The organism is Kitasatospora sp. NPDC092948 (assembly GCF_044754805.1).
In the GTDB taxonomy this organism is placed as follows: domain Bacteria; phylum Actinomycetota; class Actinomycetes; order Streptomycetales; family Streptomycetaceae; genus Kitasatospora.
Genome location: NZ_JBIVPU010000002.1, coordinates 218,808 through 243,105 on the forward strand (window position 1 = coordinate 218,808; position 24,298 = coordinate 243,105).

General features: G+C 67.8%; 34 protein-coding genes. 4 read left to right on the plus strand and 30 right to left on the minus strand.

Annotated features, from left to right (window positions below):
- Positions 1 to 177: 177 nt before the first annotated feature.
- From rplO to rfbB, 26 genes are all read right to left on the minus strand, one after another.
- Positions 178 to 633, minus strand: coding sequence for a 50S ribosomal protein L15 (gene rplO / locus ACIQF6_RS05615; protein ID WP_387644470.1), 456 nt, complete (start codon positions 631 to 633; stop codon positions 178 to 180).
- A 1-nt stretch (position 634) separates the two neighbouring features.
- Positions 635 to 817, minus strand: coding sequence for a 50S ribosomal protein L30 (gene rpmD / locus ACIQF6_RS05620; protein ID WP_014136270.1), 183 nt, complete (start codon positions 815 to 817; stop codon positions 635 to 637).
- Positions 817 to 1,437: a 30S ribosomal protein S5 gene (rpsE, locus tag ACIQF6_RS05625; protein WP_043914567.1), complete on the minus strand. Its 621-nt coding sequence runs from the start codon at positions 1,435 to 1,437 to the stop codon at positions 817 to 819. The genes rpmD and rpsE overlap by 1 nt, the downstream gene beginning before the upstream one ends.
- A gap of 48 nt (positions 1,438 to 1,485) precedes the next feature.
- Positions 1,486 to 1,869 (minus strand): 50S ribosomal protein L18, encoded by a 384-nt coding sequence (rplR, locus tag ACIQF6_RS05630; protein ID WP_035863513.1) that lies wholly within the window; start codon positions 1,867 to 1,869, stop codon positions 1,486 to 1,488.
- Positions 1,870 to 1,872: 3 nt separating this feature from the next.
- Positions 1,873 to 2,412, minus strand: coding sequence for a 50S ribosomal protein L6 (gene rplF, locus ACIQF6_RS05635; RefSeq protein ID WP_400890496.1), 540 nt, complete (start codon positions 2,410 to 2,412; stop codon positions 1,873 to 1,875).
- A 22-nt stretch (positions 2,413 to 2,434) separates the two neighbouring features.
- Positions 2,435 to 2,842 (minus strand): 30S ribosomal protein S8, encoded by a 408-nt coding sequence (gene rpsH / locus ACIQF6_RS05640; RefSeq protein ID WP_043914570.1) that lies wholly within the window; start codon positions 2,840 to 2,842, stop codon positions 2,435 to 2,437.
- 265 nt (positions 2,843 to 3,107) lie between these two features.
- A complete protein-coding gene (locus ACIQF6_RS05645; protein WP_008747480.1) occupies positions 3,108 to 3,293 on the minus strand; it encodes a type Z 30S ribosomal protein S14 in 186 nt (61 codons plus the stop codon).
- Between the two features lie 3 nt (positions 3,294 to 3,296).
- Positions 3,297 to 3,866, minus strand: coding sequence for a 50S ribosomal protein L5 (rplE, locus tag ACIQF6_RS05650; RefSeq protein WP_363471826.1), 570 nt, complete (start codon positions 3,864 to 3,866; stop codon positions 3,297 to 3,299).
- Positions 3,866 to 4,177, minus strand: coding sequence for a 50S ribosomal protein L24 (rplX, locus tag ACIQF6_RS05655; protein ID WP_035872243.1), 312 nt, complete (start codon positions 4,175 to 4,177; stop codon positions 3,866 to 3,868). Before rplX ends, rplE begins: the two co-directional genes overlap by 1 nt.
- A gap of 15 nt (positions 4,178 to 4,192) precedes the next feature.
- Positions 4,193 to 4,564 (minus strand): 50S ribosomal protein L14, encoded by a 372-nt coding sequence (gene rplN / locus ACIQF6_RS05660; protein WP_030300391.1) that lies wholly within the window; start codon positions 4,562 to 4,564, stop codon positions 4,193 to 4,195.
- 102 nt (positions 4,565 to 4,666) lie between these two features.
- Complete coding sequence (gene rpsQ / locus ACIQF6_RS05665) at positions 4,667 to 4,939, minus strand: 30S ribosomal protein S17 (protein WP_014136278.1); 273 nt, start codon at positions 4,937 to 4,939, stop codon at positions 4,667 to 4,669.
- Entirely contained in the window at positions 4,939 to 5,163 is a 225-nt protein-coding gene (gene rpmC, locus ACIQF6_RS05670) for a 50S ribosomal protein L29 (RefSeq protein ID WP_030457414.1), read from the minus strand. The genes rpsQ and rpmC overlap by 1 nt, the downstream gene beginning before the upstream one ends.
- Complete coding sequence (rplP, locus tag ACIQF6_RS05675; protein ID WP_400890499.1) at positions 5,163 to 5,582, minus strand: 50S ribosomal protein L16; 420 nt, start codon at positions 5,580 to 5,582, stop codon at positions 5,163 to 5,165. The genes rpmC and rplP overlap by 1 nt, the downstream gene beginning before the upstream one ends.
- A 5-nt stretch (positions 5,583 to 5,587) precedes the next feature.
- Complete coding sequence (rpsC, locus tag ACIQF6_RS05680) at positions 5,588 to 6,421, minus strand: 30S ribosomal protein S3 (protein ID WP_400890501.1); 834 nt, start codon at positions 6,419 to 6,421, stop codon at positions 5,588 to 5,590.
- A complete protein-coding gene (rplV, locus tag ACIQF6_RS05685) occupies positions 6,421 to 6,768 on the minus strand; it encodes a 50S ribosomal protein L22 (protein WP_014136282.1) in 348 nt (115 codons plus the stop codon). The genes rpsC and rplV overlap by 1 nt, the downstream gene beginning before the upstream one ends.
- An 85-nt stretch (positions 6,769 to 6,853) precedes the next feature.
- Complete coding sequence (rpsS, locus tag ACIQF6_RS05690) at positions 6,854 to 7,135, minus strand: 30S ribosomal protein S19 (protein WP_014136283.1); 282 nt, start codon at positions 7,133 to 7,135, stop codon at positions 6,854 to 6,856.
- Positions 7,136 to 7,146: 11 nt separating this feature from the next.
- Complete coding sequence (gene rplB, locus ACIQF6_RS05695) at positions 7,147 to 7,983, minus strand: 50S ribosomal protein L2 (protein ID WP_043914588.1); 837 nt, start codon at positions 7,981 to 7,983, stop codon at positions 7,147 to 7,149.
- 45 nt (positions 7,984 to 8,028) lie between these two features.
- Positions 8,029 to 8,346 carry a 50S ribosomal protein L23 gene (rplW, locus tag ACIQF6_RS05700; RefSeq protein ID WP_030457419.1) on the minus strand — a complete coding sequence of 106 codons (318 nt, stop codon included), beginning with the start codon at positions 8,344 to 8,346 and terminating at the stop codon, positions 8,029 to 8,031.
- Positions 8,346 to 9,023 (minus strand): 50S ribosomal protein L4, encoded by a 678-nt coding sequence (gene rplD, locus ACIQF6_RS05705; RefSeq protein ID WP_387644451.1) that lies wholly within the window; start codon positions 9,021 to 9,023, stop codon positions 8,346 to 8,348. Before rplD ends, rplW begins: the two co-directional genes overlap by 1 nt.
- Positions 9,024 to 9,028: 5 nt before the next feature.
- Positions 9,029 to 9,676 carry a 50S ribosomal protein L3 gene (gene rplC / locus ACIQF6_RS05710; protein ID WP_014136287.1) on the minus strand — a complete coding sequence of 216 codons (648 nt, stop codon included), beginning with the start codon at positions 9,674 to 9,676 and terminating at the stop codon, positions 9,029 to 9,031.
- A gap of 14 nt (positions 9,677 to 9,690) precedes the next feature.
- On the minus strand, positions 9,691 to 9,999 hold the full coding sequence (gene rpsJ / locus ACIQF6_RS05715; RefSeq protein WP_012785157.1) for a 30S ribosomal protein S10: 309 nt from the start codon (positions 9,997 to 9,999) through the stop codon (positions 9,691 to 9,693).
- A 431-nt stretch (positions 10,000 to 10,430) separates the two neighbouring features.
- The gene (locus ACIQF6_RS05720; RefSeq protein WP_400890504.1) at positions 10,431 to 12,239 is read right to left on the minus strand and encodes a hypothetical protein; all 1,809 of its coding nucleotides are present in this window, start codon (positions 12,237 to 12,239) and stop codon (positions 10,431 to 10,433) included.
- A gap of 87 nt (positions 12,240 to 12,326) precedes the next feature.
- Positions 12,327 to 13,103, minus strand: a complete 777-nt coding sequence (locus ACIQF6_RS05725) for a glycosyltransferase family 2 protein (RefSeq protein WP_400890506.1) — start codon at positions 13,101 to 13,103, stop codon at positions 12,327 to 12,329.
- Positions 13,100 to 13,498, minus strand: a complete 399-nt coding sequence (locus ACIQF6_RS05730) for a DUF2304 domain-containing protein (RefSeq protein ID WP_400890508.1) — start codon at positions 13,496 to 13,498, stop codon at positions 13,100 to 13,102. The genes ACIQF6_RS05725 and ACIQF6_RS05730 overlap by 4 nt, the downstream gene beginning before the upstream one ends.
- A gap of 107 nt (positions 13,499 to 13,605) precedes the next feature.
- Positions 13,606 to 14,937 carry a lipopolysaccharide biosynthesis protein gene (locus ACIQF6_RS05735; protein WP_400890510.1) on the minus strand — a complete coding sequence of 444 codons (1,332 nt, stop codon included), beginning with the start codon at positions 14,935 to 14,937 and terminating at the stop codon, positions 13,606 to 13,608.
- Positions 14,938 to 14,953: 16 nt separating this feature from the next.
- A complete protein-coding gene (gene rfbB, locus ACIQF6_RS05740; RefSeq protein WP_400890512.1) occupies positions 14,954 to 15,931 on the minus strand; it encodes a dTDP-glucose 4,6-dehydratase in 978 nt (325 codons plus the stop codon).
- Between the two features lie 83 nt (positions 15,932 to 16,014).
- Here rfbB and rfbA point away from each other — a divergent pair, with 83 nt between their 5' ends.
- The 4 genes from rfbA to ACIQF6_RS05760 all read left to right on the plus strand — a co-directional run bounded on the left by rfbA (position 16,015) and on the right by ACIQF6_RS05760 (position 19,550).
- A complete protein-coding gene (gene rfbA / locus ACIQF6_RS05745) occupies positions 16,015 to 16,890 on the plus strand; it encodes a glucose-1-phosphate thymidylyltransferase RfbA (RefSeq protein WP_400890514.1) in 876 nt (291 codons plus the stop codon).
- Positions 16,887 to 17,486, plus strand: coding sequence for a dTDP-4-dehydrorhamnose 3,5-epimerase (gene rfbC, locus ACIQF6_RS05750; RefSeq protein WP_400890516.1), 600 nt, complete (start codon positions 16,887 to 16,889; stop codon positions 17,484 to 17,486). The genes rfbA and rfbC overlap by 4 nt, the downstream gene beginning before the upstream one ends.
- Positions 17,487 to 17,650: 164 nt before the next feature.
- Entirely contained in the window at positions 17,651 to 18,550 is a 900-nt protein-coding gene (locus ACIQF6_RS05755; RefSeq protein WP_400890518.1) for a glycosyltransferase family 2 protein, read from the plus strand.
- A gap of 34 nt (positions 18,551 to 18,584) precedes the next feature.
- Positions 18,585 to 19,550, plus strand: a complete 966-nt coding sequence (locus ACIQF6_RS05760) for an NAD-dependent epimerase/dehydratase family protein (protein ID WP_400890520.1) — start codon at positions 18,585 to 18,587, stop codon at positions 19,548 to 19,550.
- Between the two features lie 193 nt (positions 19,551 to 19,743).
- On the opposite strand, the gene tuf is transcribed toward ACIQF6_RS05760, so the two are convergent.
- The 4 genes from tuf to rpsL all read right to left on the minus strand — a co-directional run bounded on the left by tuf (position 19,744) and on the right by rpsL (position 24,128).
- Positions 19,744 to 20,937, minus strand: coding sequence for an elongation factor Tu (tuf, locus tag ACIQF6_RS05765; RefSeq protein ID WP_380486762.1), 1,194 nt, complete (start codon positions 20,935 to 20,937; stop codon positions 19,744 to 19,746).
- Between the two features lie 201 nt (positions 20,938 to 21,138).
- The gene (gene fusA / locus ACIQF6_RS05770) at positions 21,139 to 23,244 is read right to left on the minus strand and encodes an elongation factor G (RefSeq protein WP_400890523.1); all 2,106 of its coding nucleotides are present in this window, start codon (positions 23,242 to 23,244) and stop codon (positions 21,139 to 21,141) included.
- Between the two features lie 39 nt (positions 23,245 to 23,283).
- On the minus strand, positions 23,284 to 23,754 hold the full coding sequence (rpsG, locus tag ACIQF6_RS05775; protein WP_030457432.1) for a 30S ribosomal protein S7: 471 nt from the start codon (positions 23,752 to 23,754) through the stop codon (positions 23,284 to 23,286).
- Between the two features lie 2 nt (positions 23,755 to 23,756).
- On the minus strand, positions 23,757 to 24,128 hold the full coding sequence (rpsL, locus tag ACIQF6_RS05780; RefSeq protein ID WP_014144289.1) for a 30S ribosomal protein S12: 372 nt from the start codon (positions 24,126 to 24,128) through the stop codon (positions 23,757 to 23,759).
- Positions 24,129 to 24,298: the final 170 nt, after the last annotated feature.

A 24,298-nucleotide genomic window follows, 5' to 3' on the forward strand; every position in this document is an offset into this window, starting at 1 on the left:
GACAGAAGCGCGCACTGCCGCTCCCCCACGCATGGGGTACGGCTTGCCCGGGTTTGACACACAAATCCAGCACACGTGTTCAAGCGTGTCGGTGTCAAAACGAAGCCGGGCCCCGCGCCCCTCTCTCTCAAGAGGGGCGCGGGGCCCGGTTTCTGTCCGTGCGTCAGATCAGCGACGTCACAGCAGCTCGGTGACCGAGCCGCCCGCGGCGGTGATCTTCTCGGTGGCGGAGCCGGAGACGGCGTCGACCGTCACCTGCAGCGCGACCGCGATGTCGCCCTGGCCGAGAACCTTGACGAGCTCGTTCTTGCGAACGGCGCCCTTGGCGACCAGGTCGGCAACGGTGACCTCGCCACCGTTCGGGTAGAGCTCGGCCAGGCGGTCCAGGTTCACGACCTGGAACTGCTTGTGGGCCGGGTTCTTGAAGCCCTTCAGCTTCGGCAGACGCATGTGGAGCGGCATCTGGCCACCCTCGAAGCGCTGCGGAACCTGGTAGCGGGCCTTGGTGCCCTTGGTACCACGACCTGCGGTCTTACCCTTGGAGCCCTCACCACGACCGACGCGGATCTTGTCGGTCTTGGCGCCGGGCGCCGGACGCAGGTTGTGGATCTTGATGGGGGAGTTGTCCGCCATTTCAGTCCACCTCCTCGACCGTGACGAGGTGGCGAACGGTGTGGACCATGCCGCGGATCTCCGGGCGGTCCTCCTTCACCACGGTGTCGTTCAGCCGCTTCAGGCCGAGCGAACGCAGGGTGTCACGGTGGTTCTGCTTGCTACCGATGTACGACTTGGTCTGGGTGACCTTCAGGCGAGCCATCAGGCGCTCACCCCAGCCGCACGGGCCCGGAGCAGCGCGGCCGGGGCCACGTCCTCCAGGGGCAGGCCACGACGGGCGGCGATCTCCTCGGGGCGCACGAGGCCCTTCAGAGCGGCCACGGTGGCGTGCACGATGTTGATCGCGTTGTCCGAGCCGAGCGACTTCGACAGGATGTCGTGAACGCCGGCGCACTCCAGGACGGCGCGCACCGGACCACCGGCGATAACACCGGTACCGGGGGACGCCGGCTTCAGCAGCACGACGCCGGCGGCCTTCTCGCCCTGGATGGGGTGCGGGATGGTGCCCTGGATACGGGGGACCTTGAAGAAGTTCTTCTTGGCCTCCTCAACGCCCTTGGCGATGGCGGCCGGAACCTCCTTCGCCTTGCCGTAACCGACACCCACGGTGCCGTCACCGTCGCCCACCACGACCAGCGCGGTGAAGCTGAAACGACGACCACCCTTGACAACCTTGGCGACACGGTTGATCGCGACGACACGCTCGACGTAAGCAGTCTTCTCGGCGACCGGGGCGCCGCCCCGCTCGTCACGCTTACGGTCGCGCCGCTCGCCACCCGTGCCGCGACCGGCGCCGCCTTCGCGGCGCTGGGGTCCAGCCATTGGAATTACCTCTCTCGTTTACGTCCGCCGACAGAGTCGACGAGCGGCTTAGAAGTCGAGCCCGGCCTCGCGAGCCGCGTCCGCCAGAGCGGCGATGCGGCCGGCGTACCGGTTGCCCGCGCGGTCGAAGACGACCGACTCGACGCCGGCAGCCTTGGCGCGCTCGGCGACCAGGCTTCCGACCTTCTTGGCCAGCTCGGTCTTGTCGCCCTCGGTGCCCTTGATGGACACGTCGAGGGTGGACGCCGACGCCAGGGTGTGGCCCTTGGCGTCGTCGATGACCTGGGCGACCATGTGGCGGTTCGAACGCGTCACGACGAGGCGCGGACGCACCTCGGTGCCGACGACGCGCTTGCGAACGCGAATGGCGCGGCGCTTGCGGGCGGCGTTCTTGTAGGCGTTGCCCTTGCCGATCTTGACAGAGACGCTCATCGCTTACTTACCACTCTTTCCGACCTTGCGGCGGATGACCTCGCCCGCGTACTTGACGCCCTTGGCCTTGTACGGGTCGGGCTTGCGCAGCTTGCGGATCTTCGCGGCGATCTCGCCGACCTTCTGCTTGTCGGTGCCGTCCACGTGGAACTTGGTGGGCGACTCGACGACGAAGGAGATGCCCTCCGGCGCCTCGACCAGAATCGGGTGGCTGTAGCCCAGCGCGAACTCCATGTTGGAGCCCTTCGCCGTGACTCGGTAACCGACACCGCTGATCTCCAGCGACTTGCGGTAGCCCGCGGTCACGCCGGTGATCATGTTCGCCACCAGCGTGCGCGACAGGCCGTGCAGGGCCTTCGACTGACGCTCGTCGTTCGGGCGGGTGACGACCAGAGAGCCGTCCTCGCCCTTGCCGATCTCGATCGGCGCGGCGACGACGTGGGTGAGCGAACCCTTGGGGCCCTTCACCGAGACCGTCTGGCCGTCGATGGTGACGTCCACACCAGCGGGAACCTGGATGGGCAGCCGTCCAATGCGCGACATTGCTGTACCTCCGTTTCCCGAATTACCAGACGTAGGCGAGAACTTCTCCGCCTACGCCCTTCTTGGCGGCCTGCTTGTCGGTCAGGAGGCCGGAGGACGTGGAGATGATCGCCACGCCCAGGCCGCCGAGAACCTTCGGCAGGTTGGTGGACTTTGCGTAAACACGCAGACCCGGCTTGCTGATGCGCTTGATGCCGGCGATGGAGCGCTCACGGTTCGGACCGAACTTGAGCTCGATGGTCAGCTTCTTGCCGACCTCGTTCTCGGTGGGGTCCTCAACCTTGTAGGAGGAGATGTAACCCTCCTGCTGCAGGATCTCGGCGACGTGCGCCTTGATCTTGCTCGACGGCATCACGACGGAGTCGTGGTACGCCGAGTTGGCGTTACGCAGACGAGTGAGCATGTCTGCGATCGGGTCGGTCATGGTCATGGTGGCCTCAGGCCTCTCTCGCCGTGGTTTCTCCGCACCAGGTCCCCCTCCGCGCACTCGTGAAAGAGTGCGAAAGGGGCACAAGCGCAGGGGACCTGCGACGTAGTAAGACTGGGTTTCGCGAGCCCTCTTCAGAGAGCCGCAGACTGCCCGGACAGGGCGCTGCGGCAGGGGCCCGACCCCACAACCTTACGGGATCCGCTACCGGAACCCAAAAGCGGGGGTCGGGCACACTGCTTCGCTGGTCAGAACAGCTGGTAAGTGATTACCAGGAGCTCTTGGTCACGCCCGGCAGCTCGCCGCGGTGCGCCATCTCACGGAGGCACACACGGCACAGGCCGAACTTGCGGTACACCGAGTGCGGACGGCCGCAGCGCTGGCACCGGGTGTACGCCCGGACGCCGAACTTCGGCTTGCGCTCGGACTTAGCGATCAGGGCCTTCTTCGCCATGGCTCACGCCTCCTTGAACGGGAAGCCCAGAGCGCGCAGCAGCGCCCGGCCCTCATCGTCGGTCTGAGCGGTGGTCACGACGGTGATGTCCATACCGCGCTGACGGTCGACCTTGTCCTGGTCGATCTCGTGGAACATGACCTGCTCGGTCAGACCGAAGGTGTAGTTGCCACGGCCGTCGAACTGCTTCGGCGAGAGGCCGCGGAAGTCACGGATACGCGGCAGAGCCAGCGACACCAGACGGTCCACGAACTCCCACATGCGGTCACCGCGGAGGGTGACGTGGGCGCCGATCGGCTGACCCTCGCGCAGCTTGAACTGCGCGATGGACTTGCGGGCCTTGGTCACGGCCGGCTTCTGACCGGTGATCGCGGTCAGGTCCTTGATGGCGCCCTCGATCAGCTTGCTGTCACGGGCAGCCTCGCCGACACCCATGTTGACCACGACCTTGACCAGGCCGGGGATCAGCATGACGTTCTCGTACGAGAACTGCTCGTGCAGCTGGCCCTTGACCTCGGAGAGGTACTTCTCCTTGAGGCGGGGGGCCACCTTCTCAACAGTCGTCTCAGACATCAGATGTCCTCACCCGTCCGCTTGGCAACGCGGATCTTGTTGCCCTGGTCGTCGAAGCGGTAGCCGACGCGGGTAACGACCTTCTTGCCGTCCTTCTCCACGACCAGCTGGACGTTGGAGACGTGCACCGGGGCCTCGACGGTCACGATGCCACCCTGGGTGCCGGGGCCCGGCTTGGTGTGCTTCTTGACCCGGTTGACACCCTCGACGAGGACCTTGTTGTCAGCGGGCATGGCCTGAATGACCTTGCCCTGCTTGCCCTTGTCCTTGCCGGTGATGACCTGGACCAGGTCACCCTTCTTGATCTTCATGCTGTTCGCCATGGGTTAGAGCACCTCCGGCGCCAGCGAGATGATCTTCATGAACTTCTTGTCGCGCAGCTCGCGGCCCACCGGGCCGAAGATGCGGGTACCGCGGGGGTCGCCATCGGTGTTCTTGAGAACGACAGCGGCGTTCTCGTCGAAACGGATGTACGAGCCGTCCGGACGGCGGCGCTCCTTGACGGTGCGAACGACGACGCACTTCACGACGTCGCCCTTCTTCACCGAACCGCCGGGGATCGCGTCCTTGACGGTGGCGACGATGACGTCGCCGATACCGGCGTAGCGGCGACCGGAGCCACCGAGAACGCGGATGCAGAGAATTTCCTTCGCACCCGTGTTGTCGGCGACGCGCAGTCGCGACTCCTGCTGGATCACAGCATTCTCCTGATCGTCAACAAGTGTTGACGGGCCGGCCGCTGCTCACACCCGCACCCCTGGGGGCCTGGTGCACATACGGCCGTACCGCGAACAACCTTGTTACTTGGCCTTCTCGAGGATCTCGACGACGCGCCAGCGCTTCGTCGCGGACAGCGGCCGGGTCTCCATCAGGAGGACACGGTCGCCGACACCGCACGCGTTCTGCTCGTCGTGCGCCTTCAGCTTGTTGGTACGGCGGATGACCTTGCCGTACAGCGCGTGCTTGACGCGGTCCTCGACGGCGACGACGACGGTCTTGTCCATCTTGTCGCTGACGACGAGACCCTCACGGGTCTTGCGGAAACCGCGCGTCTCGTTGGTGTTCTCAGTCATCAGGCGTTCTCCACCGTCTCGATGCCCAGCTCGCGCTCGCGCATCAGGGTGTAGATCCGCGCGATGTCCTTACGGACCAGCCGGAGCCGTCCGTGGTTGTCGAGCTGCCCGGTCGCCGCCTGGAAGCGGAGGTTGAACAGCTCCTCCTTGGCCTCACGGAGCTTGGCAACGAGCGCCTCGTTGTCCAGCTCGCGAAGCTCAGCAGCCTTGGTAGCGGCCGACATCAGCTCTCACCGTCCTCGCGCCGAACGATCCGGCACTTCATCGGAAGCTTGTGCGCGGCACGCGTGAGCGCCTCGCGGGCAATCTTCTCGTTCGGGTACGACAGTTCGAACATGACCCGACCCGGGTGCACGTTCGCGATCCACCACTCCGGCGAACCCTTACCGGAACCCATGCGGGTTTCGGCCGGCTTCTTGGTGAGCGGGCGGTCCGGGTAGATGTTGATCCAGACCTTGCCGCCACGACGGATGTGACGGGTGATCGCGATACGAGCGGACTCGATCTGACGGTTCGTCACGTAGGCCGGGGTCACGGCCTGGATGCCGAACTGGCCGAACGCCAGCTCGGTGCCACCCTTGGCAGCGCCGGAACGCTTCGGGTGGTGCTGCTTGCGGTGCTTGACCCGACGGGGGATCAGCATGAGGGTCAGGCCTCCGTTCCGGTGTTCTCAGCAGCCGGAGCCTCGACCGCGGCAGCCGGGGCCTGAGCCTCGGCAGCAGCAGCGGCGGGACGACGGCCGCGGCCACCGCGCTCGCCACCACGGCGCTCGCCACCGCGAGCGGGACGACCGCCCTCGGGACGGGCCGGGCGGTTGCCCGAGCGGGCAGCGGCGTTCTCAGCGCGGACCTCGGCGATGTTCTTGACGTCGCCCTTGTAGATCCAGACCTTCACGCCGATGCGGCCGAAGGTGGTCTTGGCCTCGAAGAAGCCGTAGTCGACGTTCGCGCGCAGGGTGTGCAGCGGCACACGGCCTTCGCGGTAGAACTCCGAACGGCTCATCTCGGCGCCGCCGAGACGACCGGAGCACTGAACCTTGATGCCCTTGGCGCCGGCCTTCATGGTCGACTGCATGCTCTTACGCATGGCGCGACGGAAGGAGACGCGGGAGGACAGCTGCTCAGCAACGCCCTGGGCCACGAGCTGGGCGTCCATCTCGGGGTTCTTGACCTCGAGGATGTTCAGCTGGACCTGCTTGCCGGTCAGCTTCTCCAGCTTGCCGCGGATCTTGTCGGCCTCCGTGCCACGGCGGCCGATCACGATGCCCGGGCGGGCGGTGTGGATGTCCACGCGGACACGGTCACGGGTGCGCTCGATCTCAACCTTCGAGATGCCGGCGCGCTCCATGCCCTGCGTCATGAGACGGCGGATCGCGACGTCTTCCTTGACGTAGTCCTTGTACAGCTTGTCGGCGTACCAGCGGGACTTGAAGTCCGTGCTGATGCCGAGGCGGAACCCGTGCGGGTTAACCTTCTGGCCCATTACCGGGTCCCTTCCTTGCTGCTGACGACCACGGTGATGTGGCTGGTCCGCTTGCGGATCCGGTAGGCACGGCCCTGGGCGCGCGGACGGAACCGCTTCAGGGTCGGACCCTCGTCAACGTACGCCTCGGAGATGTAGAGGTCGTCCACGTTGGAGTGGTTGTAGTTGTGCGCGGCGTTGGCAATGGCGCTGTTGAGCACCTTGCCGACCGGCACGGTGGCAGCCTGCGGAGCGAAACGCAGGACCGCCTGGGCCTCCGTGGCCGGCAGGCCACGGATGAGGTCCACCACGCGGCGGGCCTTCATGGGCGTGACGCGGATGTACCGCGCCTGGGCCCTGGCTTCCATGGTTGTCCCCTTAATGGAGTAAGTCACTTACGTCGTTCTGGTTGCTACAGCTCGAAAGCCCCGAAGCGGAGCTTCAAATCGACGCTTAGCGACGCTTCGACTTGCGGTCTTCCTTCACGTGCCCCTTGAAGGTGCGCGTGGGAGCGAACTCGCCGAGCTTGTGGCCGACCATCGACTCGGTGACGAACACCGGGACGTGCTTGCGGCCATCGTGAACCGCGATCGTGTGGCCCAGCATGGCCGGGGAGATCACGGAACGACGGGACCAGGTCTTGATGACGTTCTGCGTGCCCGCCTCGTTCTGCACGTCCACCTTCTTCTGAAGGTGGTCGTCGATGAAGGGGCCCTTCTTGAGACTGCGCGGCATCTGACCTGCTCCTAGCGCTTCTTGTTGGTCTTGCGGCGGCGCACGATGAGCTTGTCCGACGCCTTGTTCGGGCGACGGGTGCGGCCCTCGGGCTTGCCCCACGGCGAGACCGGGTGGCGACCACCGGAGGTCTTACCCTCACCACCACCGTGCGGGTGGTCGATCGGGTTCATGGCCACACCACGCACGGTCGGGCGGACGCCCTTCCAGCGCATACGGCCGGCCTTGCCCCAGTTGATGTTCGACTGCTCGGCGTTGCCGACCTCGCCGACGGTCGCGCGGCAGCGCGCGTCCACCAGGCGGATCTCACCGGAGGGCATGCGCAGGTGCGCCATGCGACCCTCACGGGCGAGCAGCTGAATGCCGGAACCCGCGGAACGGGCCAGCTTGGCGCCACCGCCGGGACGGAGCTCCACCGCGTGGATGGTGGTACCGACCGGGATGTTGCGCAGCGGCAGGTTGTTGCCCGGCTTGATGTCGGCGCCAGCGCCGTTCTCGATCCGGTCACCCTGCGCGACGCCGCGGGGGGCGATGATGTAGCGCTTCTCGCCGTCCGCGTAGTGCAGGAGCGCGATGCGCGCGGTGCGGTTGGGGTCGTACTCGATGTGAGCGACCTTGGCCGGCACGCCGTCCTTGTCGTGACGACGGAAGTCGATCAGACGGTAGGCGCGCTTGTGACCGCCACCCTGGTGGCGAGCAGTGACACGACCGGCGTTGTTACGGCCGCCCTTGCTGTGCAGCGGGCGAACCAGCGACTTCTCCGGCGTGGACCGCGTGATTTCGACGAAGTCGGCCACGCTGGAGCCACGACGGCCCGGCGTAGTCGGCTTGTACTTGCGGATACCCATTTCTGTCCTCGTCCTTTACGACGATCGCAGCCCCTGACCCGAAGGTCAGGCGACCGGACCACCGAAGATGTCGATGCGGTTGCCCTCGGCCAGCGTCACGATCGCGCGCTTGGTGTCCTTGCGCTTGCCGAAACCGGTGCGGGAGCGCTTGCGCTTGCCCTGACGGTTCAGCGTGTTCACGGCCTCGACCTTGACCGAGAAGACCGACTCGACGGCCTGCTTGATCTGGGTCTTGTTGGCACCGGGAGCCACGACGAACGTGTACTTGTTCTCGTCGAGGAGCGAGTAGCTCTTCTCCGAGATAACCGGCTTGATCAGGACGTCACGGGGGTCCGTGAACGTCTTGGAGGTGATCTCGCTCATCAGGCGGCAGTCCCTTCGAGCTCGCCCTCAGCAGCAACGGCCTTGGCGGACGCGGCCGGACCGGCCACGAAACGCTCGAAGGCGGCCTGGGTGAAGACCACATCGTCGGAGACGAGCACGTCGTAGGTGTTCAGCTGGCCGGCGTCCAGGATGTGCACGTTCGCCAGGTTGCGAGCGGACAGGATGCCCAGCTCGTCCTCGCGCTCGACCACCAGGAGGAGGTTCTTGCGCTCGGAGATCTTGCCGAACAGGGCCTTGGCGGCCTTGGTCGACGGCGCCTCGGTCGCGGTCACGCCGGTCACGACGTGGATGCGCTCGTGACGGGCCCGGTCGGTGAGCGCGCTGCGCAGGGCGGCGGCGATCATCTTCTTGGGGGTCCGCTGCGAGTAGTCGCGCGGCACGGGACCGTGCACGACGCCACCACCGGCGAACTGCGGCGCGCGGGTCGAACCCTGGCGGGCGCGACCGGTGCCCTTCTGGCGGTACGGCTTCTTGCCGCCGCCGCGGACCTCGCCACGACGCTTGACCTTGTGAGTGCCCTGACGGGCCGCAGCGAGCTGCGCCACGACGACCTGGTGCATCAGCGGAACGCTGACCTTGGCGTCGAAGATCTCGGCGGGCAGCTCGACGCTGCCGGCCTTGTCGCCGGCCGGCGACAGAATGTCAATGGTGCTCATATCCTTCACAGCCCCTTCGCCGCGGTGCGGACGAGGACGAGGCCGCCGTTCGGACCCGGGATCGCGCCCTTGATGAGCAGCAGACCCTTCTCCGCGTCGACCGCGTGCACGGTCAGGTTCTGGGTGGTCACACGCTCGTGGCCCATCCGACCCGCCATACGCATGCCCTTGAACACACGGCCCGGGGTGGCGCAGCCACCGATCGAACCGGGCGAGCGGTGCTTGCGCTGGGTGCCGTGACCGGCGCCGAGGCCCTTGAAGTTGTGACGCTTCATGACACCGGCGAAGCCCTTGCCCTTGGAGGTGCCGGTCACGTCGACCTTGACACCCGCCTCGAACAGCTCAGCGGTGATCTCCTGGCCCAGGGTGTACTCGGACGCGTCCGCGGTACGCAGCTCGACCAGGTGGCGGCGGGGGGTGACACCGGCCTTGGCGAAGTGGCCCTGGAGGGGCTTGTTCACCTTGCGGGGGTCGATCTCGCCGAAGCCGATCTGGACGGCGTCGTAGCCGGCCGGGCTGTCGGCGGTGTGGACCTGGGTCACGACATTGGGCCCAGCCTTGACGACGGTCACCGGGACAACCCGGTTGTTCTCGTCCCAGACCTGGGTCATGCCGAGCTTCTCGCCCAGGATGCCCTTAATCTGCTTAGCCATCTTCGGTGCGCCTCTCAGAGCTTGATCTCGATGTCGACGCCCGCCGGCAGGTCGAGACGCATCAGCGAGTCAACCGTCTTCGGCGTGGGGTCGAGGATGTCGATCAGACGCTTGTGAGTGCGCATCTCGAAGTGCTCGCGCGAGTCCTTGTACTTGTGCGGCGAGCGGATGACGCAGTACACGTTCTTCTCAGTGGGCAGCGGCACCGGGCCCGCGACCTGCGCACCAGTCCGGATCACCGTCTCGACGATCTTCTTCGCCGAGGAGTCGATGACCTCGTGGTCGTAGGCCTTGAGCCGGATGCGGATCTTCTGTCCCGCCATGGCTACTCCGTAGTCCTTTGTGTCGTACGTTGCCTCGCGACCCCTCCTCCGACCCCCGCGCTCGGGCGTGTCGCACTCGCGCTTGCAAAAAACCGGCGAACAGATTCGTCGGTTTCAAACTTTCAGGAGAGAGGTGGGCCGGGCCGATACCCCGCATACGCTTCCCGGAAGATTCCCGTACTTTCGCCCCGCAGCTGCCGCGGTGTCGCTTACACACCACTGCACCCACACACAGCACGTGGGCACATGGACGGCCATTCACGGGAACGACGAGTACATGGGACTCGCTTCCAGTCCTCCCGACGGGAGGCGCGCAGCATCGGTACTCAACCGAGCAACTCAGACATCCTGCCACAGAACGCGGGCGATACGCCAACCGGCCCCCCGACCGCTCAAACACGCGGTCGGAGGACCGGTCGGTGGCCGCCAGGTCAGTCGCGGCGCCAGACCACGAAGCCGTCCTTCATCACGCCCCGGTCCACGTGCCAGCCCGCCGGCGCCTTCTGCCAGCTCTCCTCGGCCGGCGCGGGGTTCTCGGACGCCCAGAGCGCGACGACCGCGACGTTGGCCTCGGCCGGCGGGGCCTCGCCGTCGATCAGCTCGCGGGTCCACACCCGGCCGTCGAGGACCGAGTACGCCATGGTCATGCGGCGCTCCCAGCGGAACCCGAAGTCCATGACCACCTTGTCGCCCGGCCGGATGCCGGCCTCCTCGATAAAGCCGGTCGCGTCGCCGTAGCGCCACGAGGTGTTCGGCCGGGTCACGTTGTCGGTGATGTTCACCGTGGCGAAGCAGGCGAACACCGCGAGCGCCAGGCCGATCGCCCCGGTCGCCGCCGCCGAGCGGCGGCCGCCGAGCAGCCGGATGCCGACGACCAGGCCGAGGACGACCACCGCGACCGCGGTGGTCAGGCCGGCGTGGAAGGCCCCCCAGTCGTCGGACCACCAGCTCGACAGGAAGGTCGCGTCGGGCAGCGCCCACAGGATGAAGTACGACTTGTGGAACTGCTGCGTGGCGAAGTGCAGCAGCAGCACGGTCACCACGAGGATCAGGCCGACCGCGCTCGCCGCCAGGTAGCTCAGCCTCTTGCGCCCGAGCCGGTACAGCGCCGCGGCGCCCACCACGAAGAACACCGGCACCAGCGGCGACAGGTACCGGGCGTAGACGATGGTGTCGATCCGGTGGTCGTTGGGCAGACCGGCGGCGGCGGCCAGCGCGATGCCGCACATCAACGCCACCATCACGAAGGCGACCACCCGGTCCGCCCGGGCGTACTTGCGGCCGAACACGCAGACCACGCAGACCACGACGGCCAGCGCGGCGATGCCCCAGGTCGAGGTGAGGAAGTACCAGATGTGGCCGATCGTGCGCATCACGGTGCGGCGCAGCAGGTTCGGGTGGAAGAGCGTCTTGAAGACCGCGTTGCCGACCGCACTGGGGTGCGCCCCGTCGATGGCGTGGATCATCCACGCGGTCATGAGCTGCTTGAGCCCGAACATCCCCACCAGCGCGACCAGCGACACCGCGGTGGCGATCCGGGGCGCCCAGTTCCGGACCAGCACGACCAGCAGCACCACGCCGGTCAGGGCGACCACGACACCGCCGCGGTCGTGCACCACCATGCTGTAGCCGCCGGCCAGACCGGCCATCAGTCCGTACCGGATCCGGCTCCCGCGCGGGCCGTCCGAGAGCAGCCCGTGCAGGCCGATCAGCCAGGCCAGCAGCAGGGCGGGCAGCACGGTGTCGGACATCGCGTACTGCGAGTAGAAGACGACCGGCGGCAGCATGACGGCGACCGTTCCGAACAGGTACGCGAGCACCCGCGGCACGTCCAGTCGACGCAGTGCGACGTAGACCAGCGGCAGCACCAGGCAGCTGATCAGCGCGTTGATCACCATCACGCCGTGGTAGGCGGCGATCGGGTCGCCCCCGGCGAAACGCAGGGCCGGGGATATCAGCAGCGAGTACCCGCTCGGGATGACCTCGTTGCCGGGGATCTCGGTGGTCGGCAGGCCGGCGATCACCCGGGCCATGACCAGGTAGTCCGACTCGTCCGGCGAGACCACGGGGTAGTCCTGGTCCCGGCTCAGCCAGAGCCGGAAGAAGATCTGGACGGCGTAGCCGAGGAGCAGGGCCGCTCCCCAGAACCACCGCAGCTCGCCCAGCCGCGCCACCCCGGACCGGGGACGGGGCCCGGCCGCCTCAGCGACCGTCGAGGGGGCGGCCTGTTCGCTCTCCATCTCGCGTGGTGCCTCTGCGGCACCGGAAGAAGACTGCAAGGTCCAACACTCTCTCTGGTAGCTGCGCGGCCGGGCCCCGCAGAGGAATCAGGCGCCGCTGGAGACCCGCGCGCGGTTGGAGACGTACGCGTCGCGGCCGGCCGCACGCTTGAGGTGCTTGGGCATCCGGCGGATGGCGGCGAGCAGCAGCACGAAGCCGGCCCGGAACAGGTAGACCATCGCCTTGACCGGCGAGGCGCTCGGCGTGCCGGTGGTCCGCTCGCGCATGGAGACCGGGACCTGCCGGACGGTGTAGCCGCAGCGGGCCGCGCCGACCATGCTCTCGATGGTGTCCCCCAGGTACTCCACCGGGTACCACTGCGCGAAGAACTCGATCAGCTGGCGGTTGCACGCACGGAATCCGGACGTGGTGTCGGTCAGCTTGGTCCGGGTCACCGCGGACAGCACCGTGGAGAGCAGCTTCATCGCCCACTTGCGGGGGCCGCGGACCTTGTAGGAACCCTCGCCGGAGAAACGGGCGCCGATCACCAGATCGGCTTCCTTCAGCTTCTCCAGCAGCAGCGGGACGTAGGACGGGTCGTGCTGGCCGTCCGAGTCCACCTGTATCGCCACGTCGTAGCCGTGCAGGTCGGCGAACTTGTAGCCGGCCCGCATCGCGCCGCCCACACCGAGGTTGTACGGGAGCTGGATGACCGGGGAACCGCAGCGTGCGGCGACCGCGGCCGTCTCGTCGGTGGACCCGTCGTCGACGACCAGGGTGTCCACACCGGGAAGCTGCGCCTTGATCTCGGCAAGGATGCCGGGGAGGCCCTCGGCCTCGTTCCACGCGGGGAGGATGATGAGGACACGCTGTCCGTCGATCATGAGTGAACCTTGGGGTCGACGGAGTCCGAGGCGGGGCCCTGCTCGGAGATGGGGTAGCCGTGGTGCTCGACGAGGTGGGCGCGGAGAAGCGCCACCTCTTCCGAGAGCGTCCGGGTCTCCGCCTCCAGCCGACTCGCCTCGTAGCTGAGGTGCAGGCAGACCAGCAGGACCAGCAGGAACCCGAGGAAGAAGACCAGGCTGACGCCGGAGGCGATCCCGAGGCGGCGGGCGGTCGAGTCCAGCAGCGAGGGTATGAAGCCCAGCGGGGCCGCGACCAGGCCGATGACGAGCCAGATGGCCGCGTACTTCTCACGGAGTTGCTGCCGGCGCAGCAACTCGAGGATGTACACGAGCACCAGCACACCGGTGATCGAGGTGATGGTAGTTAGATGCACGACGGGACGCGCCTTTCAGCGGCGAGGGGCGTAAGAGTGCCCGGCATATGATAGAGCGATCTGATCAACGTCACACAAGAGGCTCTGAGCTGAAGCGCATAACCCGTTCACGATCGGGGTATGCCGACCGCGGCAGTCTGCCCGTCCTCAGCCTTCCGTTCCGCCAACCGCACCCGGGCGTTCACGGCGAGCGACCGGAAGAGCAGCCAGAGCATCCCCGCGGCGCTCACCAGCGATCCGAACAGGTAACCCAGCTCGGCTCGCGTTCCGGCGTCGGGGCCCGGCAGCAGGGTGACTGCCACCAGGGCGGCCGTCCCGGCCAGCCAGGCCGCGAACTGCGAGCGGTGCCGGTCCAGCGACATCAGCGCCTGGCCCAGAACCGTCGCGAGCATGTAGCAGGCGGTGCCCAGCACCAGCCACAGGAAGTCCGCCGAGGTCAGCACGTCCTGGGCATTGAACAGAAGCTGGACCAGCCTCGGCCCGAGAAGCACGGTCGGCACGCCGGCCACCACACACAGTCCGAGGACGATGCCCGCGGTGCGGGTCAGCACCTTGCGGAAGGCCGCCTGGTCCCCGATCGCAGCCGCGCCGGAAAGGGTCGAGACCAGCGACGCCTGGATGGCGACGTACGCGAAGAGCGGCACCCGGGCCAGCACCACGGCGCTGAGCAGGGCGCCGACCAGCGCCACCGAGTCGGGTGAGAGGAGCTTCACGCTCACCACCGAGGCGTTGACCATCAGCTGGGACAGCAGCGTCGAGCCGGTCAGCAGCCCGAGCCCGCCGGTGACCTCGCGCCACCCCAGCACCGAGCCGCCGCGGCGATCGCCGAGCACGGAGCGCAGGCCGATGACCGAGGCCGCGAGCGGCGCCACCACCAGGATCACGCTGAAGGCCAGCGCCGAGTGCAGGCCGGCCAGCGGGATGAGGGCGCCGAGGCCGATGCGCAGACCGCCGTCGACGGCCAGCTGCATGCCGTAGGCACGGAAGTTGCCGAGGCCGGCGAGCGCCCCGCGGACGACCGAGCTGATCGCCAGCCCGACCATCGCCAGCCCGAGCCCGGCCACCAGCCCGCGGTCGCCCGCGAACAGCCAGTCGGCGATCGGCCGCGCCGCCAGGCCGATGGCCAGCAGCACCGCCGCGAGCACGGCCACGGTCAGGCCCAGCACCCGGCGAACCACCGGAAGCGGGCCCTCCCCCGCCACGTGCCGCGCCGAGACCAGCCGGTTGAGTTCGAGCTCCACCGGGGTGAAGAGTCCGTACCCGACGGACATCAGCACCGTCCACAGCACCGAGACGCCGGCCACCTCGGAGCTGTCCAGGCTGTAACCGGCCAGCGCCAGGTACACGTAGGAGGACGCGCCCAGAACGACGGTGCCCCCGGCCACCGCCCGGACACCGGGCGGCAGGGCACCCAGGAGCCGGGCAAGCGGAGAACTCATGAGGAGGTCTCCACTCTCATCGGGCGAGCTCGGCGGACGCCTTGAGCGGCTCCCACCAGGCGCGGTTGTCGCGGTACCAGGCGATGGTGGCCGCCAGGCCGTCCTCGAAGGAGACCTGCGGGGCGTAGCCGAGCTCCTCGCCGATCTTGCTGATGTCCAGCGAGTAGCGCAGGTCGTGGCCCTTGCGGTCGGCGACCGGCTCGACCGAGGACCAGTCCGCGCCGGCCGCCTGCAGCAGCAGCTCGGTGAGCTCCTTGTTGGTCAGCTCGGTGCCGCCGCCGATGTTGTAGACCTCGCCGGCCCGGCCCTTGCGCATGGCCAGCTCGATCCCGCGGCAGTGGTCGGAGACGTGCAGCCAGTCGCGGATGTTGCCGCCGCTGCCGTACAGCGGGACCTTCTTGCCGTCCAGCAGGTTCGTGGTGAACAGCGGGATGACCTTCTCCGGGAACTGGTAGTGCCCGTAGTTGTTGGAGCAGCGGGTGACCACCACGTCCATGCCGTGGGTGCGGTGGTAGGCCAGCGCCAGCAGGTCCGAGCCCGCCTTGGAGGCGGAGTACGGGGAGTTCGGCGCGAGCGGCCACTCCTCGGTCCAGGAACCCTCGTCGATCGATCCGTAGACCTCGTCGGTGGAGACGTGGACGAAGCGGGCCACGCCGTGCTTGCGGGCGGCGTCCAGCAGCACCTGGGTGCCGACCACGTTGGTCAGCACGAAGGGGCCGGCGCCGGCGATGGAGCGGTCGACGTGCGACTCGGCGGCGAAGTGGACGACCACGTCGTGGCCGGGCATGACCTGGTCGACGGCCTCCGGGTCGCAGATGTCGCCGCGGACGAAGGCGTATCCGGGGTGCGACGCCACCGGAGCGAGGTTGGCCTCGACGCCCGAGTAGGTCAGCTTGTCGAAGACCGTGATGCGAGCCGTTTCGTCAGCACCGAGCAGCTGACGGACGAACTCCGAACCGATGAACCCGGCGCCGCCGGTGACGAGGATGCGCATAGTGCCTGGATCCTACAGGCCGTAAGTAGCGCCGATGTTCGGGGCCGGTATTTGCCGTTCCGGGCACCTACTAAGCTGCCGACATGCGTGGAATCCTCCTGGCGGGCGGTACTGGCTCGCGACTGTGGCCGCTGACACGAGCCGTCTCCAAACAGCTCCTCCCGGTCTTCGACAAGCCGATGGTGTACTACCCGCTGTCCACCCTGGTGATGGCGGGCATCAGCGAAATAATGATCATCACCACCCCTCAGGACCAGGAGCAGTTCCAGCGCCTGCTGGGCGACGGGTCCCACCTCGGTCTGCGCCTGGAGTACAAGGTGCAGGAGCGCCCCGAGGGCATAGCCCAGGCCTTCGTGCTGGCGGCGGACTTCATCGGCGACCAGCCGGTGGCCCTGATCCTGGGCGACAACATCTTCCACGGCAGCGGCCTGGGCACCCGGCTCGCGCAGCACACCGAGCCGGTGGGCGGCCGGGTCTTCGCGTACCCGGTGGCCGACCCGACCGCGTACGGCGTGGTCGAGTTCGACGCGGACGGCCGCGTCATATCCATCGAGGAGAAGCCCGAGACCCCGAAGTCGCGCTACGCGGTGCCGGGCCTCTACTTCTACGACAACCAGGTCGTCAAGATCGCCGAGAACCTGGAGCCGAGCGCCCGCGGCGAGCTGGAGATCACCGCCGTCAACGACGCCTACCTGCGGCGCGGCGAGCTCCAGGTCACCATCCTCGACCGGGGCACCGCCTGGCTGGACACCGGCACGTTCGTGTCGATGGTCCAGGCCTCCGAGTTCGTCCGGGTCATCGAGGAGCGCCAGGGCTTCAAGATCGGCTGTGTCGAGGAGACCGCCTGGCGGGCCGGCCTGATCGACGACGCCCAGCTGCGGGCGCTGGCCGAGCCGCTGCGCAAGAGCGGCTACGGTGACTACCTGCTTGGGCTTCTGGAAGAGGAGAACGGTCGATGAAGATCCGCGAACTTGGCATATCGGGCGCCTTCGAGGTGACCTCCCCGCAGCACGGCGACTCCCGCGGGCTGTTCATGGAGTGGTACCGCTTCGACCGCCTCGCGGAGGCCGTCGGCCACCCGCTGCGACTGGCCCAGGGCAACCTCTCGGTGTCCGCCCAGGGCGTGGTGCGCGGCATCCACTTCGCCGACGTGCCGCCGAGCCAGGCCAAGTACGTGACCTGCGTGCGCGGCGCCGTGCTCGACGTGATCGTCGACCTCCGGGTGGGCTCCCCCACCTTCGGCCAGTGGGAGGGCGTCCGGCTGGACGACGTCGACCGCCGCGCCGTCTACATCTCCGAGGGCCTCGGCCACGGCTTCTGCGCGCTGAGCGACGACGCCACGCTGTCGTACATCTGCTCCGAGACCTTCAACCCGAGCGCCGAGCACGCGATCAACCCGCTCGACCCGGACCTCGCCATCGAGTGGCCGGCCGAGGCGCCGATCTTCTCGGACCGCGACAAGGCCGCCCCCTCGCTGGCCGAGGCCAAGGCGTCCGGCCTGCTGCCCGACTACGCGGCGTGCCAGGAGTTCTACGCGAGCCTCCGGACCGTCTGACCTCCCGGTCCTTCCGCGCCCGGCATACGAGAGCCCGCCCCGACCACCACCGGGGCGGGCTCTCGCGATTCGAACGGGCAAGCGACAATCCGCACCTCGGTATGATGACGCCGCCGGATCCGTCTACTACTGGGCGGCCCTACGAGCACCGGATGCGCCCCCTCATGACCACGCTGGATATCTTGCTCCCGTACTACGGCGACGTCTCCCTGCTGCAGGCCACCGTGCGCAGCATCCTGGCGCAGACCGATCCCGACTGGCGGCTGACGGTCGTCGACGACGGCAGGGAGCCCGGTGTCCCGGAGTGGTTCGCCGAGCTGGACGACGACCGGGTCACGTACCTGCGCAACGAGGTCAACCTCGGGATCACCAACAACTACCGCAAGTGCCTCGGCCTGATCGAGCACGAGTACGCGGTCATGATGGGCCCGGACGACATCATGCTGCCGAACTACGTGGCGACCGTCCGGGCCGCGCTGGCCGCGCACCCGGGCGCGACCCTGGTGCAGCCCGGCGTCGAGGTGATCGACGGCTCCGGCGCGGTCGTCCACACGCTGGCCGACGAGACCAAGCGCCGGCTGTACGCACCCCGGTTCCAGGGCCGCCGGCTGATGCAGGGCGAAGAGCTGGCGACCAGCCTGCTGCGCGGCAACTGGCTGTACTTCCCCTCGTTGGTCTGGCGGACCGACCTGGTGCGGGAGATCGGCTTCCGGGACGACGTCGAGATCATCCAGGACCTGGCCCTGGTGATCGACCTGCTCCAGGCCGGCGGCTCCATGGTCATCGACGACACGCTCTGCTTCCAGTACCGCCGGCACACCTCCAGCGCCTCCGCGCGCACCGCGGCCAGCGGCGTCCGGTTCATCGAGGCCCGCCAGTTCTTCCTCTCGGTGGCCGACCGGCTGGACGCCCAGGGCTGGTCCAAGGCCGCCCGGGCGGCCCGCTGGCACACCTCGACCCGCCTGCACGCGATCACCCTGCTCCCCGGGGCCGTCAAGTCGGGCCAGCGGGCCGGCGTCAAGCGGTTGCTCAAGTTCGCCACGGCCACCGCCAAGTCCCGCTGACCCTCCTCACCCCTCCCCCGATCGGAGCCCTCGCATGACCGAAGCCCGTAAGACCGTCGCCGTCCTCGGTGGCACCGGCACCCTCGGGCGGGTGCTGTGCTCCGCGTTCGTCGCGCAGGGCTACGACGTGCTCAGCGTGGCCCGCACCGCGCCCGCCGTGCCGACGGCCGGCCGGTTCGTCCAGCTCGACGTGAGCACCGCCCCGGTGGCGGACCTCACCGCGTTCCTCGACCGCGAGCAGGTCTCGCTGGTCGTCAACGCGGCCGGCAGCCCGTGGGGCCTGTCCGAGGAGCAGATGCAGGTCACCTACGTGGTGCTGGTCGAGCACCTGCTGGAGGCCATCCCCGCGATGGCGGCCCCGGCGCGCCTGGTCCACCTCGGCAGCGTGCACGAGGCCGGACTGGCCCCGGTCGGCGTCAGCCAGCGGGAGGACGGCCCGGTCAACCCGGTCAACCCGTACGGCCGGCTCAAGCTGGTCGCCACCGACCTCGTGGTGAAGGCCGTCGAGGCCGGCACGATCGACGGCGTGGTGCTGCGCCTGGCGCACTCGCTCGGCGCGGGCCAGGCGAACAACAGCCTGCTGGGCGTCATCACCGGCAAGCTGAACGCGGCCCGGCAGGCCGGCGAGACCGCGCAGCTGTCGCTTCAGCCGCTGGCCGCCGAGCGGGACTTCATCAACATCGAGGACACCGCGGACGCGATCGTCGCCGCGGCCCGGCCGACCCGCAGCCCGCTGATCCACATCGGCACCGGCCGGGCGACCACCGCCCGTTCCGCCGTCGAATCGCTGATCGAGGTCAGCGGCGTTCCGGTGGAGATCACCGAGGTCCCGGCCCCCGGCGACGGCGGCCCGGAGACCGAGTGGCAGCAGATGGACATCTCGATCGCCCGCGAGGAGCTCGGCTGGGAGCCGAAGCGCACCATCCGCGCCGCCGTCGAGGCGATGTGGCTGGCCAAGGTGAACGCGCCGGAGGAGCAGTACAGCACCCCCGTGCAGTGACGTGGCGCGCCACGCGCGCGAAGGGGTCGGCCCCCGGGAACCAGGTTCCCGGGGGCCGACCCCTTTTTCCGGCACGTCGCGTTTCCGGCACGTCGCACCCGGAAAGGCCCGCGCCCGGAAAAGGGAGGAGCCCCCGGCGGACGACTCGCGTCCACCGGGGGCTCCCCGCTGACCAAGGGGTCAGAGCGTCAAATTACTTGACGATCTTGGTGACCTGGCCGGCGCCGACGGTGCGGCCACCCTCACGGATGGCGAACTTCAGGCCCTCCTCCATGGCGACGGGCTGGATCAGCGCGACGGTCATGGCGGTGTTGTCGCCCGGCATGACCATCTCGGTGCCCTCGGGGAGGGTCACGACGCCGGTCACGTCCGTGGTACGGAAGTAGAACTGCGGGCGGTAGTTGTTGAAGAACGGGGTGTGACGGCCACCCTCGTCCTTCGACAGGATGTAGGCCTGGGCCTCGAAGTCGGTGTGCGGCGTGACCGAACCCGGCTTGATGATGACCTGGCCGCGCTCGACGTCCTCGCGCTTGATGCCACGGAGCAGCAGACCGACGTTCTCACCGGCCTGGCCCTCGTCGAGCAGCTTGCGGAACATCTCGATACCGGTGACCGTGGTGGTGGTCTTGGTGGTCTTGATGCCGATGATGTCGACGGTCTCGTTGACCTTGAGGATGCCACGCTCGATACGACCGGTGACGACGGTGCCACGACCGGTGATCGTGAAGACGTCCTCGATCGGCATCAGGAACGGCTGGTCGGTGAGGCGAGCCGGGGTCGGGATGGCCTCGTCGACCGCGTGCATCAGGCCGAGGAGCTTCTCGCCCCACTCCTTGTCGCCCTCCAGCGCCTTCAGCGCGGAGACGCGGACGACCGGCAGGTCGTCGCCCGGGAACTCGTACTCGGAGAGGAGCTCACGGACCTCGAGCTCGACGAGCTCCAGGATCTCCTCGTCGTCCACCATGTCGGCCTTGTTCAGGGCGACAACGATGTAGGGGACGCCGACCTGGCGGGCCAGGAGGACGTGCTCCTTGGTCTGCGGCATCGGGCCGTCGGTGGCGGCGACGACGAGGATCGCACCGTCCATCTGGGCCGCACCGGTGATCATGTTCTTGATGTAGTCCGCGTGACCCGGGCAGTCGACGTGGGCGTAGTGACGCGCCTCGGTCTGGTACTCGACGTGCGCGATGGAGATGGTGATACCGCGCTGACGCTCTTCCGGCGCCTTGTCGATCTGGTCGAACGGCGTGAAGGGGTTGATCTCCGGGTACGCGTCGTGCAGCACCTTGGTGATGGCCGCGGTCAGCGTGGTCTTACCGTGGTCGATGTGACCAATGGTGCCGATGTTGACGTGGGGCTTCGTCCGCTCGAACTTCGCCTTCGCCACTGCAGTCCTCCTGAGGACAGTTCTGTACGCCGTACGACGTCAGTTGGTCTGGATCGGGTTTTGGAACGGGGCGCTGGTCGCGCCCCATGCCGTCCCGCGGGTGGGGGTGCCGGAGGGCTCCCGGGCGGAGCCCGGACGGGTGACGTCCGGGTGCCCTCCTTCTAGCCTAAAGGGTCTGATTCATCCCGAATTACCGGGACGTCACTCGCCCTTGGCCTTGGCGATGATGTCGTCCGCCACGTTCCGCGGAACCTCGGCGTACGAGTCGAACTGCATCGAGTAGCTTGCGCGACCAGAGGTCTTGCTGCGCAGGTCACCGACGTAGCCGAACATCTCGGACAGCGGCACCAGCGCCTTGACGACGCGGGCGCCGTGACGCTCCTCCATGGCACGGATCTGGCCACGGCGGGAGTTGATGTCGCCGATCACGTCGCCCATGTAGTCCTCGGGGGTGGTGACCTCGACGGCCATCATCGGCTCGAGCAGAGCCGGCGACGCCTTCTTGGCACCTTCCTTGAACGCCATGGAACCGGCGATCTTGAACGCGAGCTCGGACGAGTCGACGTCGTGCGACGCACCGTCGAGCAGGCTCACGCGAACGCCCTGGAGCGGGTAGCCGGCGAGCACGCCGAACTCCATGGCCTCCTGGCAACCGGCGTCGACCGAGGGGATGTACTCCTTCGGCACGCGGCCACCGGTGACCTTGTTGACGAACTCGTAGCCCTCGCCGGACTCCAGCGGCTCGATCGCGATCTGGATCTTCGCGAACTGGCCGGAACCACCGGTCTGCTTCTTGTGCGTGTAGTCGATGCGCTCGACGGCCTTGCGGATCGTCTCGCGGTACGCGACCTGCGGCTTGCCGACGTTGGCCTCGACCTTGAACTCACGGCGCATACGGTCGACCAGCACCTCGAGGTGCAGCTCGCCCATACCCGCGATGATGGTCTGGCCGGTCTCTTCGTCCGTGTTGACCTGGAAGGACGGGTCCTCCTCGGCCAGGCGCTGGATGGCGACACCCAGCTTCTCCTGGTCGCCCTTGGACTTGGGCTCGATCGCGACGCGGATGACCGGGGCCGGGAAGTCCATGGACTCCAGGATGACCGGCTGCTTCTCGTCGGACAGCGTCTCACCGGTGGTGGTCTGCTTCAGGCCCATGACGGCGATGATGTCGCCGGCGCCCACCGAGTCGATCTCCTCACGCTTGTTCGCGTGCATGCGGTAGATCTTGCCGATGCGCTCCTTCTTGCCCTTGACGGAGTTCAGCACCGAGGTGCCGGACTCCAGGCGGCCGGAGTACACGCGGACGAAGGTGAGCTTGCCCAGGTGCGGGTCAGACATGATCTTGAACGCGAGCGCGGCGAGCGGCTCGTCGTCCGAGGCCTGACGGACGATCTTCTCGTCGGGGTTGTTCGGCTTGGTGCCCTCGATGCCCTCGATGTCGAGGGGCGACGGCAGGTACTTCACAACCGCGTCGAGCAGGGGCTGGACGCCCTTGTTCTTGAACGCCGAGCCGCAGAAGATCGGGGTGAAGTCCGAGTTCAGCGTGCCCTTGCGGATCGCGGCGACCAGCAGCTCCTCGGGGATGTCCTCGCCCTCCAGGGCGAGCTCCATCACCTCGTCGCTGATGTTCGACACGGTGTCGATCAGGGCCTCGCGGTACTCCGCGGCCTGCTCGGCCAGGTCGGCCGGGATCTCGACGGTGTCGTACATCTCGCCCTTGGGGGCGTCGGCCGAGTAGACCAGGGCCTTCATCTTCACCAGGTCGACGACGCCGGTGAAGTCGGCCTCGGCACCGATCGGCAGCTGCATGACCAGCGGGGTGGCGCCGAGGCGGTCCACGATGGTCTGCACGCAGAAGAAGAAGTTGGCGCCCGTGCGGTCCAGCTTGTTGATGAAGCAGATGCGCGGGACGCCGTAGCGGTCAGCCTGCCGCCACACGGTCTCGGACTGGGGCTCGACACCGGCGACGCCGTCGAACACCGTCACGCCGCCGTCGAGGACGCGCAGCGAGCGCTCCACCTCGACGGTGAAGTCGACGTGACCCGGGGTGTCGATGATGTTGATCGTGTTCTCAACACCGTCGAGGTTCCAGTGGCAGGTCGTCGCGGCGGACGTGATGGTGATGCCGCGCTCCTGCTCCTGCTCCATCCAGTCCATGGTGGCAGCGCCATCGTGGACCTCACCGATCTTGTACGAGACACCGGTGTAGAACAGGATCCGCTCGGTGGTGGTGGTCTTGCCCGCGTCGATGTGCGCCATGATCCCGATGTTGCGGACCTTGGCGAGGTCAAGGGAGGTTGCAGCCATGGTGGCTCGTTCTCTCTCTGTCTAGTGACGGGGTTCGGACTACCAGCGGTAGTGCGCGAAGGCCTTGTTGGACTCGGCCATCTTGTGGGTGTCCTCGCGACGCTTCACGGAAGCGCCCAGGCCGTTGCTGGCGTCGAGGATCTCGTTGAGCAGACGCTCGGTCATGGTCTTCTCGCGACGGGCGCGGGAGTAACCGACCAGCCAGCGCAGCGCCAGGGTGTTGGCGCGGCCCGGGCGGACCTCGACCGGCACCTGGTAGGTGGCGCCACCGACGCGGCGGGACTTGACCTCGAGGGTCGGCTTGACGTTCTCCAGCGCGCGCTTCAGCGCGACAACCGGGTCGGCGCCGGTCTTCTCACGGACGCCCTCGAGGGCGCCGTAGACGATCCGCTCGGCGGTGGAGCGCTTGCCGTGCAGCAGGATCTTGTTGACCAGCGAGGTCACCAGCGGGGAGCCGTAGACCGGGTCGATGATGACCGGGCGCTTCGGGGCGGGGCCCTTACGAGGCATTCTTACTTCTCCTTCTTGGCGCCGTAGCGGCTGCGAGCCTGCTTGCGGTTCTTGACACCCTGGGTGTCGAGCGAACCGCGGATGATCTTGTAGCGGACACCAGGAAGGTCCTTCACACGGCCACCGCGGACCAGCACGATGGAGTGCTCCTGCAGGTTGTGGCCCTCGCCCGGAATGTAAGCGGTGACCTCGATCCCGCTGGTGAGGCGCACACGGGCGACCTTACGGAGAGCCGAGTTCGGCTTCTTCGGGGTGGTCGTGTACACACGCGTGCAGACGCCGCGGCGCTGGGGCGAACCCTTCAGTGCGGGCGTCTTGTTCTTCTCGACCTTGTCCTGCCGGCCCTTTCGGACCAGCTGCTGGATCGTAGGCACCGTTTCTCCGTTTTCTGTGTGCCAAGGCTTGGTGGAACTAACCTGCGGTGTGGCCCCCACTCTCCGACCCACGCGGTCGGGCGTGTTGGCCTTCTTCGGGGGAAGAATCACGGAATCCCGAGCTGAGCTGCGGCTACGGCACAGGCCGGGCGGGTGGAGTCTCCGCCACG

Excerpts from the sequence above, each read along its gene's own strand:
- rpmD (WP_014136270.1), bottom strand. The coding sequence starts at position 817 with ATGGCTCGCCTGAAGGTCACCCAGACCAAGTCGTACATCGGTAGCAAG.
- rfbB (WP_400890512.1), bottom strand. The coding sequence starts at position 15,931 with ATGCGCATCCTCGTCACCGGCGGCGCCGGGTTCATCGGTTCGGAGTTC.
- ACIQF6_RS05645 (WP_008747480.1), bottom strand. The coding sequence starts at position 3,293 with ATGGCGAAGAAGGCCCTGATCGCTAAGTCCGAGCGCAAGCCGAAGTTC.
- fusA (WP_400890523.1), bottom strand. The coding sequence starts at position 23,244 with ATGGCTGCAACCTCCCTTGACCTCGCCAAGGTCCGCAACATCGGGATC.
- rplR (WP_035863513.1), bottom strand. The coding sequence starts at position 1,869 with ATGAGCGTCTCTGTCAAGATCGGCAAGGGCAACGCCTACAAGAACGCC.
- ACIQF6_RS05725 (WP_400890506.1), bottom strand. The coding sequence starts at position 13,103 with ATGATCGACGGACAGCGTGTCCTCATCATCCTCCCCGCGTGGAACGAG.
- ACIQF6_RS05720 (WP_400890504.1), bottom strand. The coding sequence starts at position 12,239 with ATGGAGAGCGAACAGGCCGCCCCCTCGACGGTCGCTGAGGCGGCCGGG.
- rpsS (WP_014136283.1), bottom strand. The coding sequence starts at position 7,135 with ATGCCGCGCAGTCTCAAGAAGGGCCCCTTCATCGACGACCACCTTCAG.
- rplD (WP_387644451.1), bottom strand. The coding sequence starts at position 9,023 with ATGAGCACCATTGACATTCTGTCGCCGGCCGGCGACAAGGCCGGCAGC.
- rplX (WP_035872243.1), bottom strand. The coding sequence starts at position 4,177 with ATGAAGATCAAGAAGGGTGACCTGGTCCAGGTCATCACCGGCAAGGAC.
- rplC (WP_014136287.1), bottom strand. The coding sequence starts at position 9,676 with ATGGCTAAGCAGATTAAGGGCATCCTGGGCGAGAAGCTCGGCATGACC.
- rpsC (WP_400890501.1), bottom strand. The coding sequence starts at position 6,421 with ATGGGCCAGAAGGTTAACCCGCACGGGTTCCGCCTCGGCATCAGCACG.
- rpsE (WP_043914567.1), bottom strand. The coding sequence starts at position 1,437 with ATGGCTGGACCCCAGCGCCGCGAAGGCGGCGCCGGTCGCGGCACGGGT.
- rplW (WP_030457419.1), bottom strand. The coding sequence starts at position 8,346 with ATGAGCGAGATCACCTCCAAGACGTTCACGGACCCCCGTGACGTCCTG.
- ACIQF6_RS05755 (WP_400890518.1), top strand. The coding sequence starts at position 17,651 with ATGACCACGCTGGATATCTTGCTCCCGTACTACGGCGACGTCTCCCTG.
- ACIQF6_RS05760 (WP_400890520.1), top strand. The coding sequence starts at position 18,585 with ATGACCGAAGCCCGTAAGACCGTCGCCGTCCTCGGTGGCACCGGCACC.
- rplB (WP_043914588.1), bottom strand. The coding sequence starts at position 7,983 with ATGGGTATCCGCAAGTACAAGCCGACTACGCCGGGCCGTCGTGGCTCC.
- rpsJ (WP_012785157.1), bottom strand. The coding sequence starts at position 9,999 with ATGGCGGGACAGAAGATCCGCATCCGGCTCAAGGCCTACGACCACGAG.
- rpmC (WP_030457414.1), bottom strand. The coding sequence starts at position 5,163 with ATGTCGGCCGCTACCAAGGCTGCTGAGCTTCGCGAGCTGGACAACGAG.
- rplO (WP_387644470.1), bottom strand. The coding sequence starts at position 633 with ATGGCGGACAACTCCCCCATCAAGATCCACAACCTGCGTCCGGCGCCC.
- rplF (WP_400890496.1), bottom strand. The coding sequence starts at position 2,412 with ATGTCGCGCATTGGACGGCTGCCCATCCAGGTTCCCGCTGGTGTGGAC.
- rplV (WP_014136282.1), bottom strand. The coding sequence starts at position 6,768 with ATGGAAGCCAGGGCCCAGGCGCGGTACATCCGCGTCACGCCCATGAAG.
- rpsG (WP_030457432.1), bottom strand. The coding sequence starts at position 23,754 with ATGCCTCGTAAGGGCCCCGCCCCGAAGCGCCCGGTCATCATCGACCCG.
- rpsQ (WP_014136278.1), bottom strand. The coding sequence starts at position 4,939 with ATGACTGAGAACACCAACGAGACGCGCGGTTTCCGCAAGACCCGTGAG.
- rfbC (WP_400890516.1), top strand. The coding sequence starts at position 16,887 with ATGAAGATCCGCGAACTTGGCATATCGGGCGCCTTCGAGGTGACCTCC.
- rplP (WP_400890499.1), bottom strand. The coding sequence starts at position 5,582 with ATGCTGATCCCCCGTCGGGTCAAGCACCGCAAGCAGCACCACCCGAAG.
- rplE (WP_363471826.1), bottom strand. The coding sequence starts at position 3,866 with ATGTCTGAGACGACTGTTGAGAAGGTGGCCCCCCGCCTCAAGGAGAAG.
- ACIQF6_RS05735 (WP_400890510.1), bottom strand. The coding sequence starts at position 14,937 with ATGAGTTCTCCGCTTGCCCGGCTCCTGGGTGCCCTGCCGCCCGGTGTC.
- rfbA (WP_400890514.1), top strand. The coding sequence starts at position 16,015 with ATGCGTGGAATCCTCCTGGCGGGCGGTACTGGCTCGCGACTGTGGCCG.
- rpsH (WP_043914570.1), bottom strand. The coding sequence starts at position 2,842 with ATGACCATGACCGACCCGATCGCAGACATGCTCACTCGTCTGCGTAAC.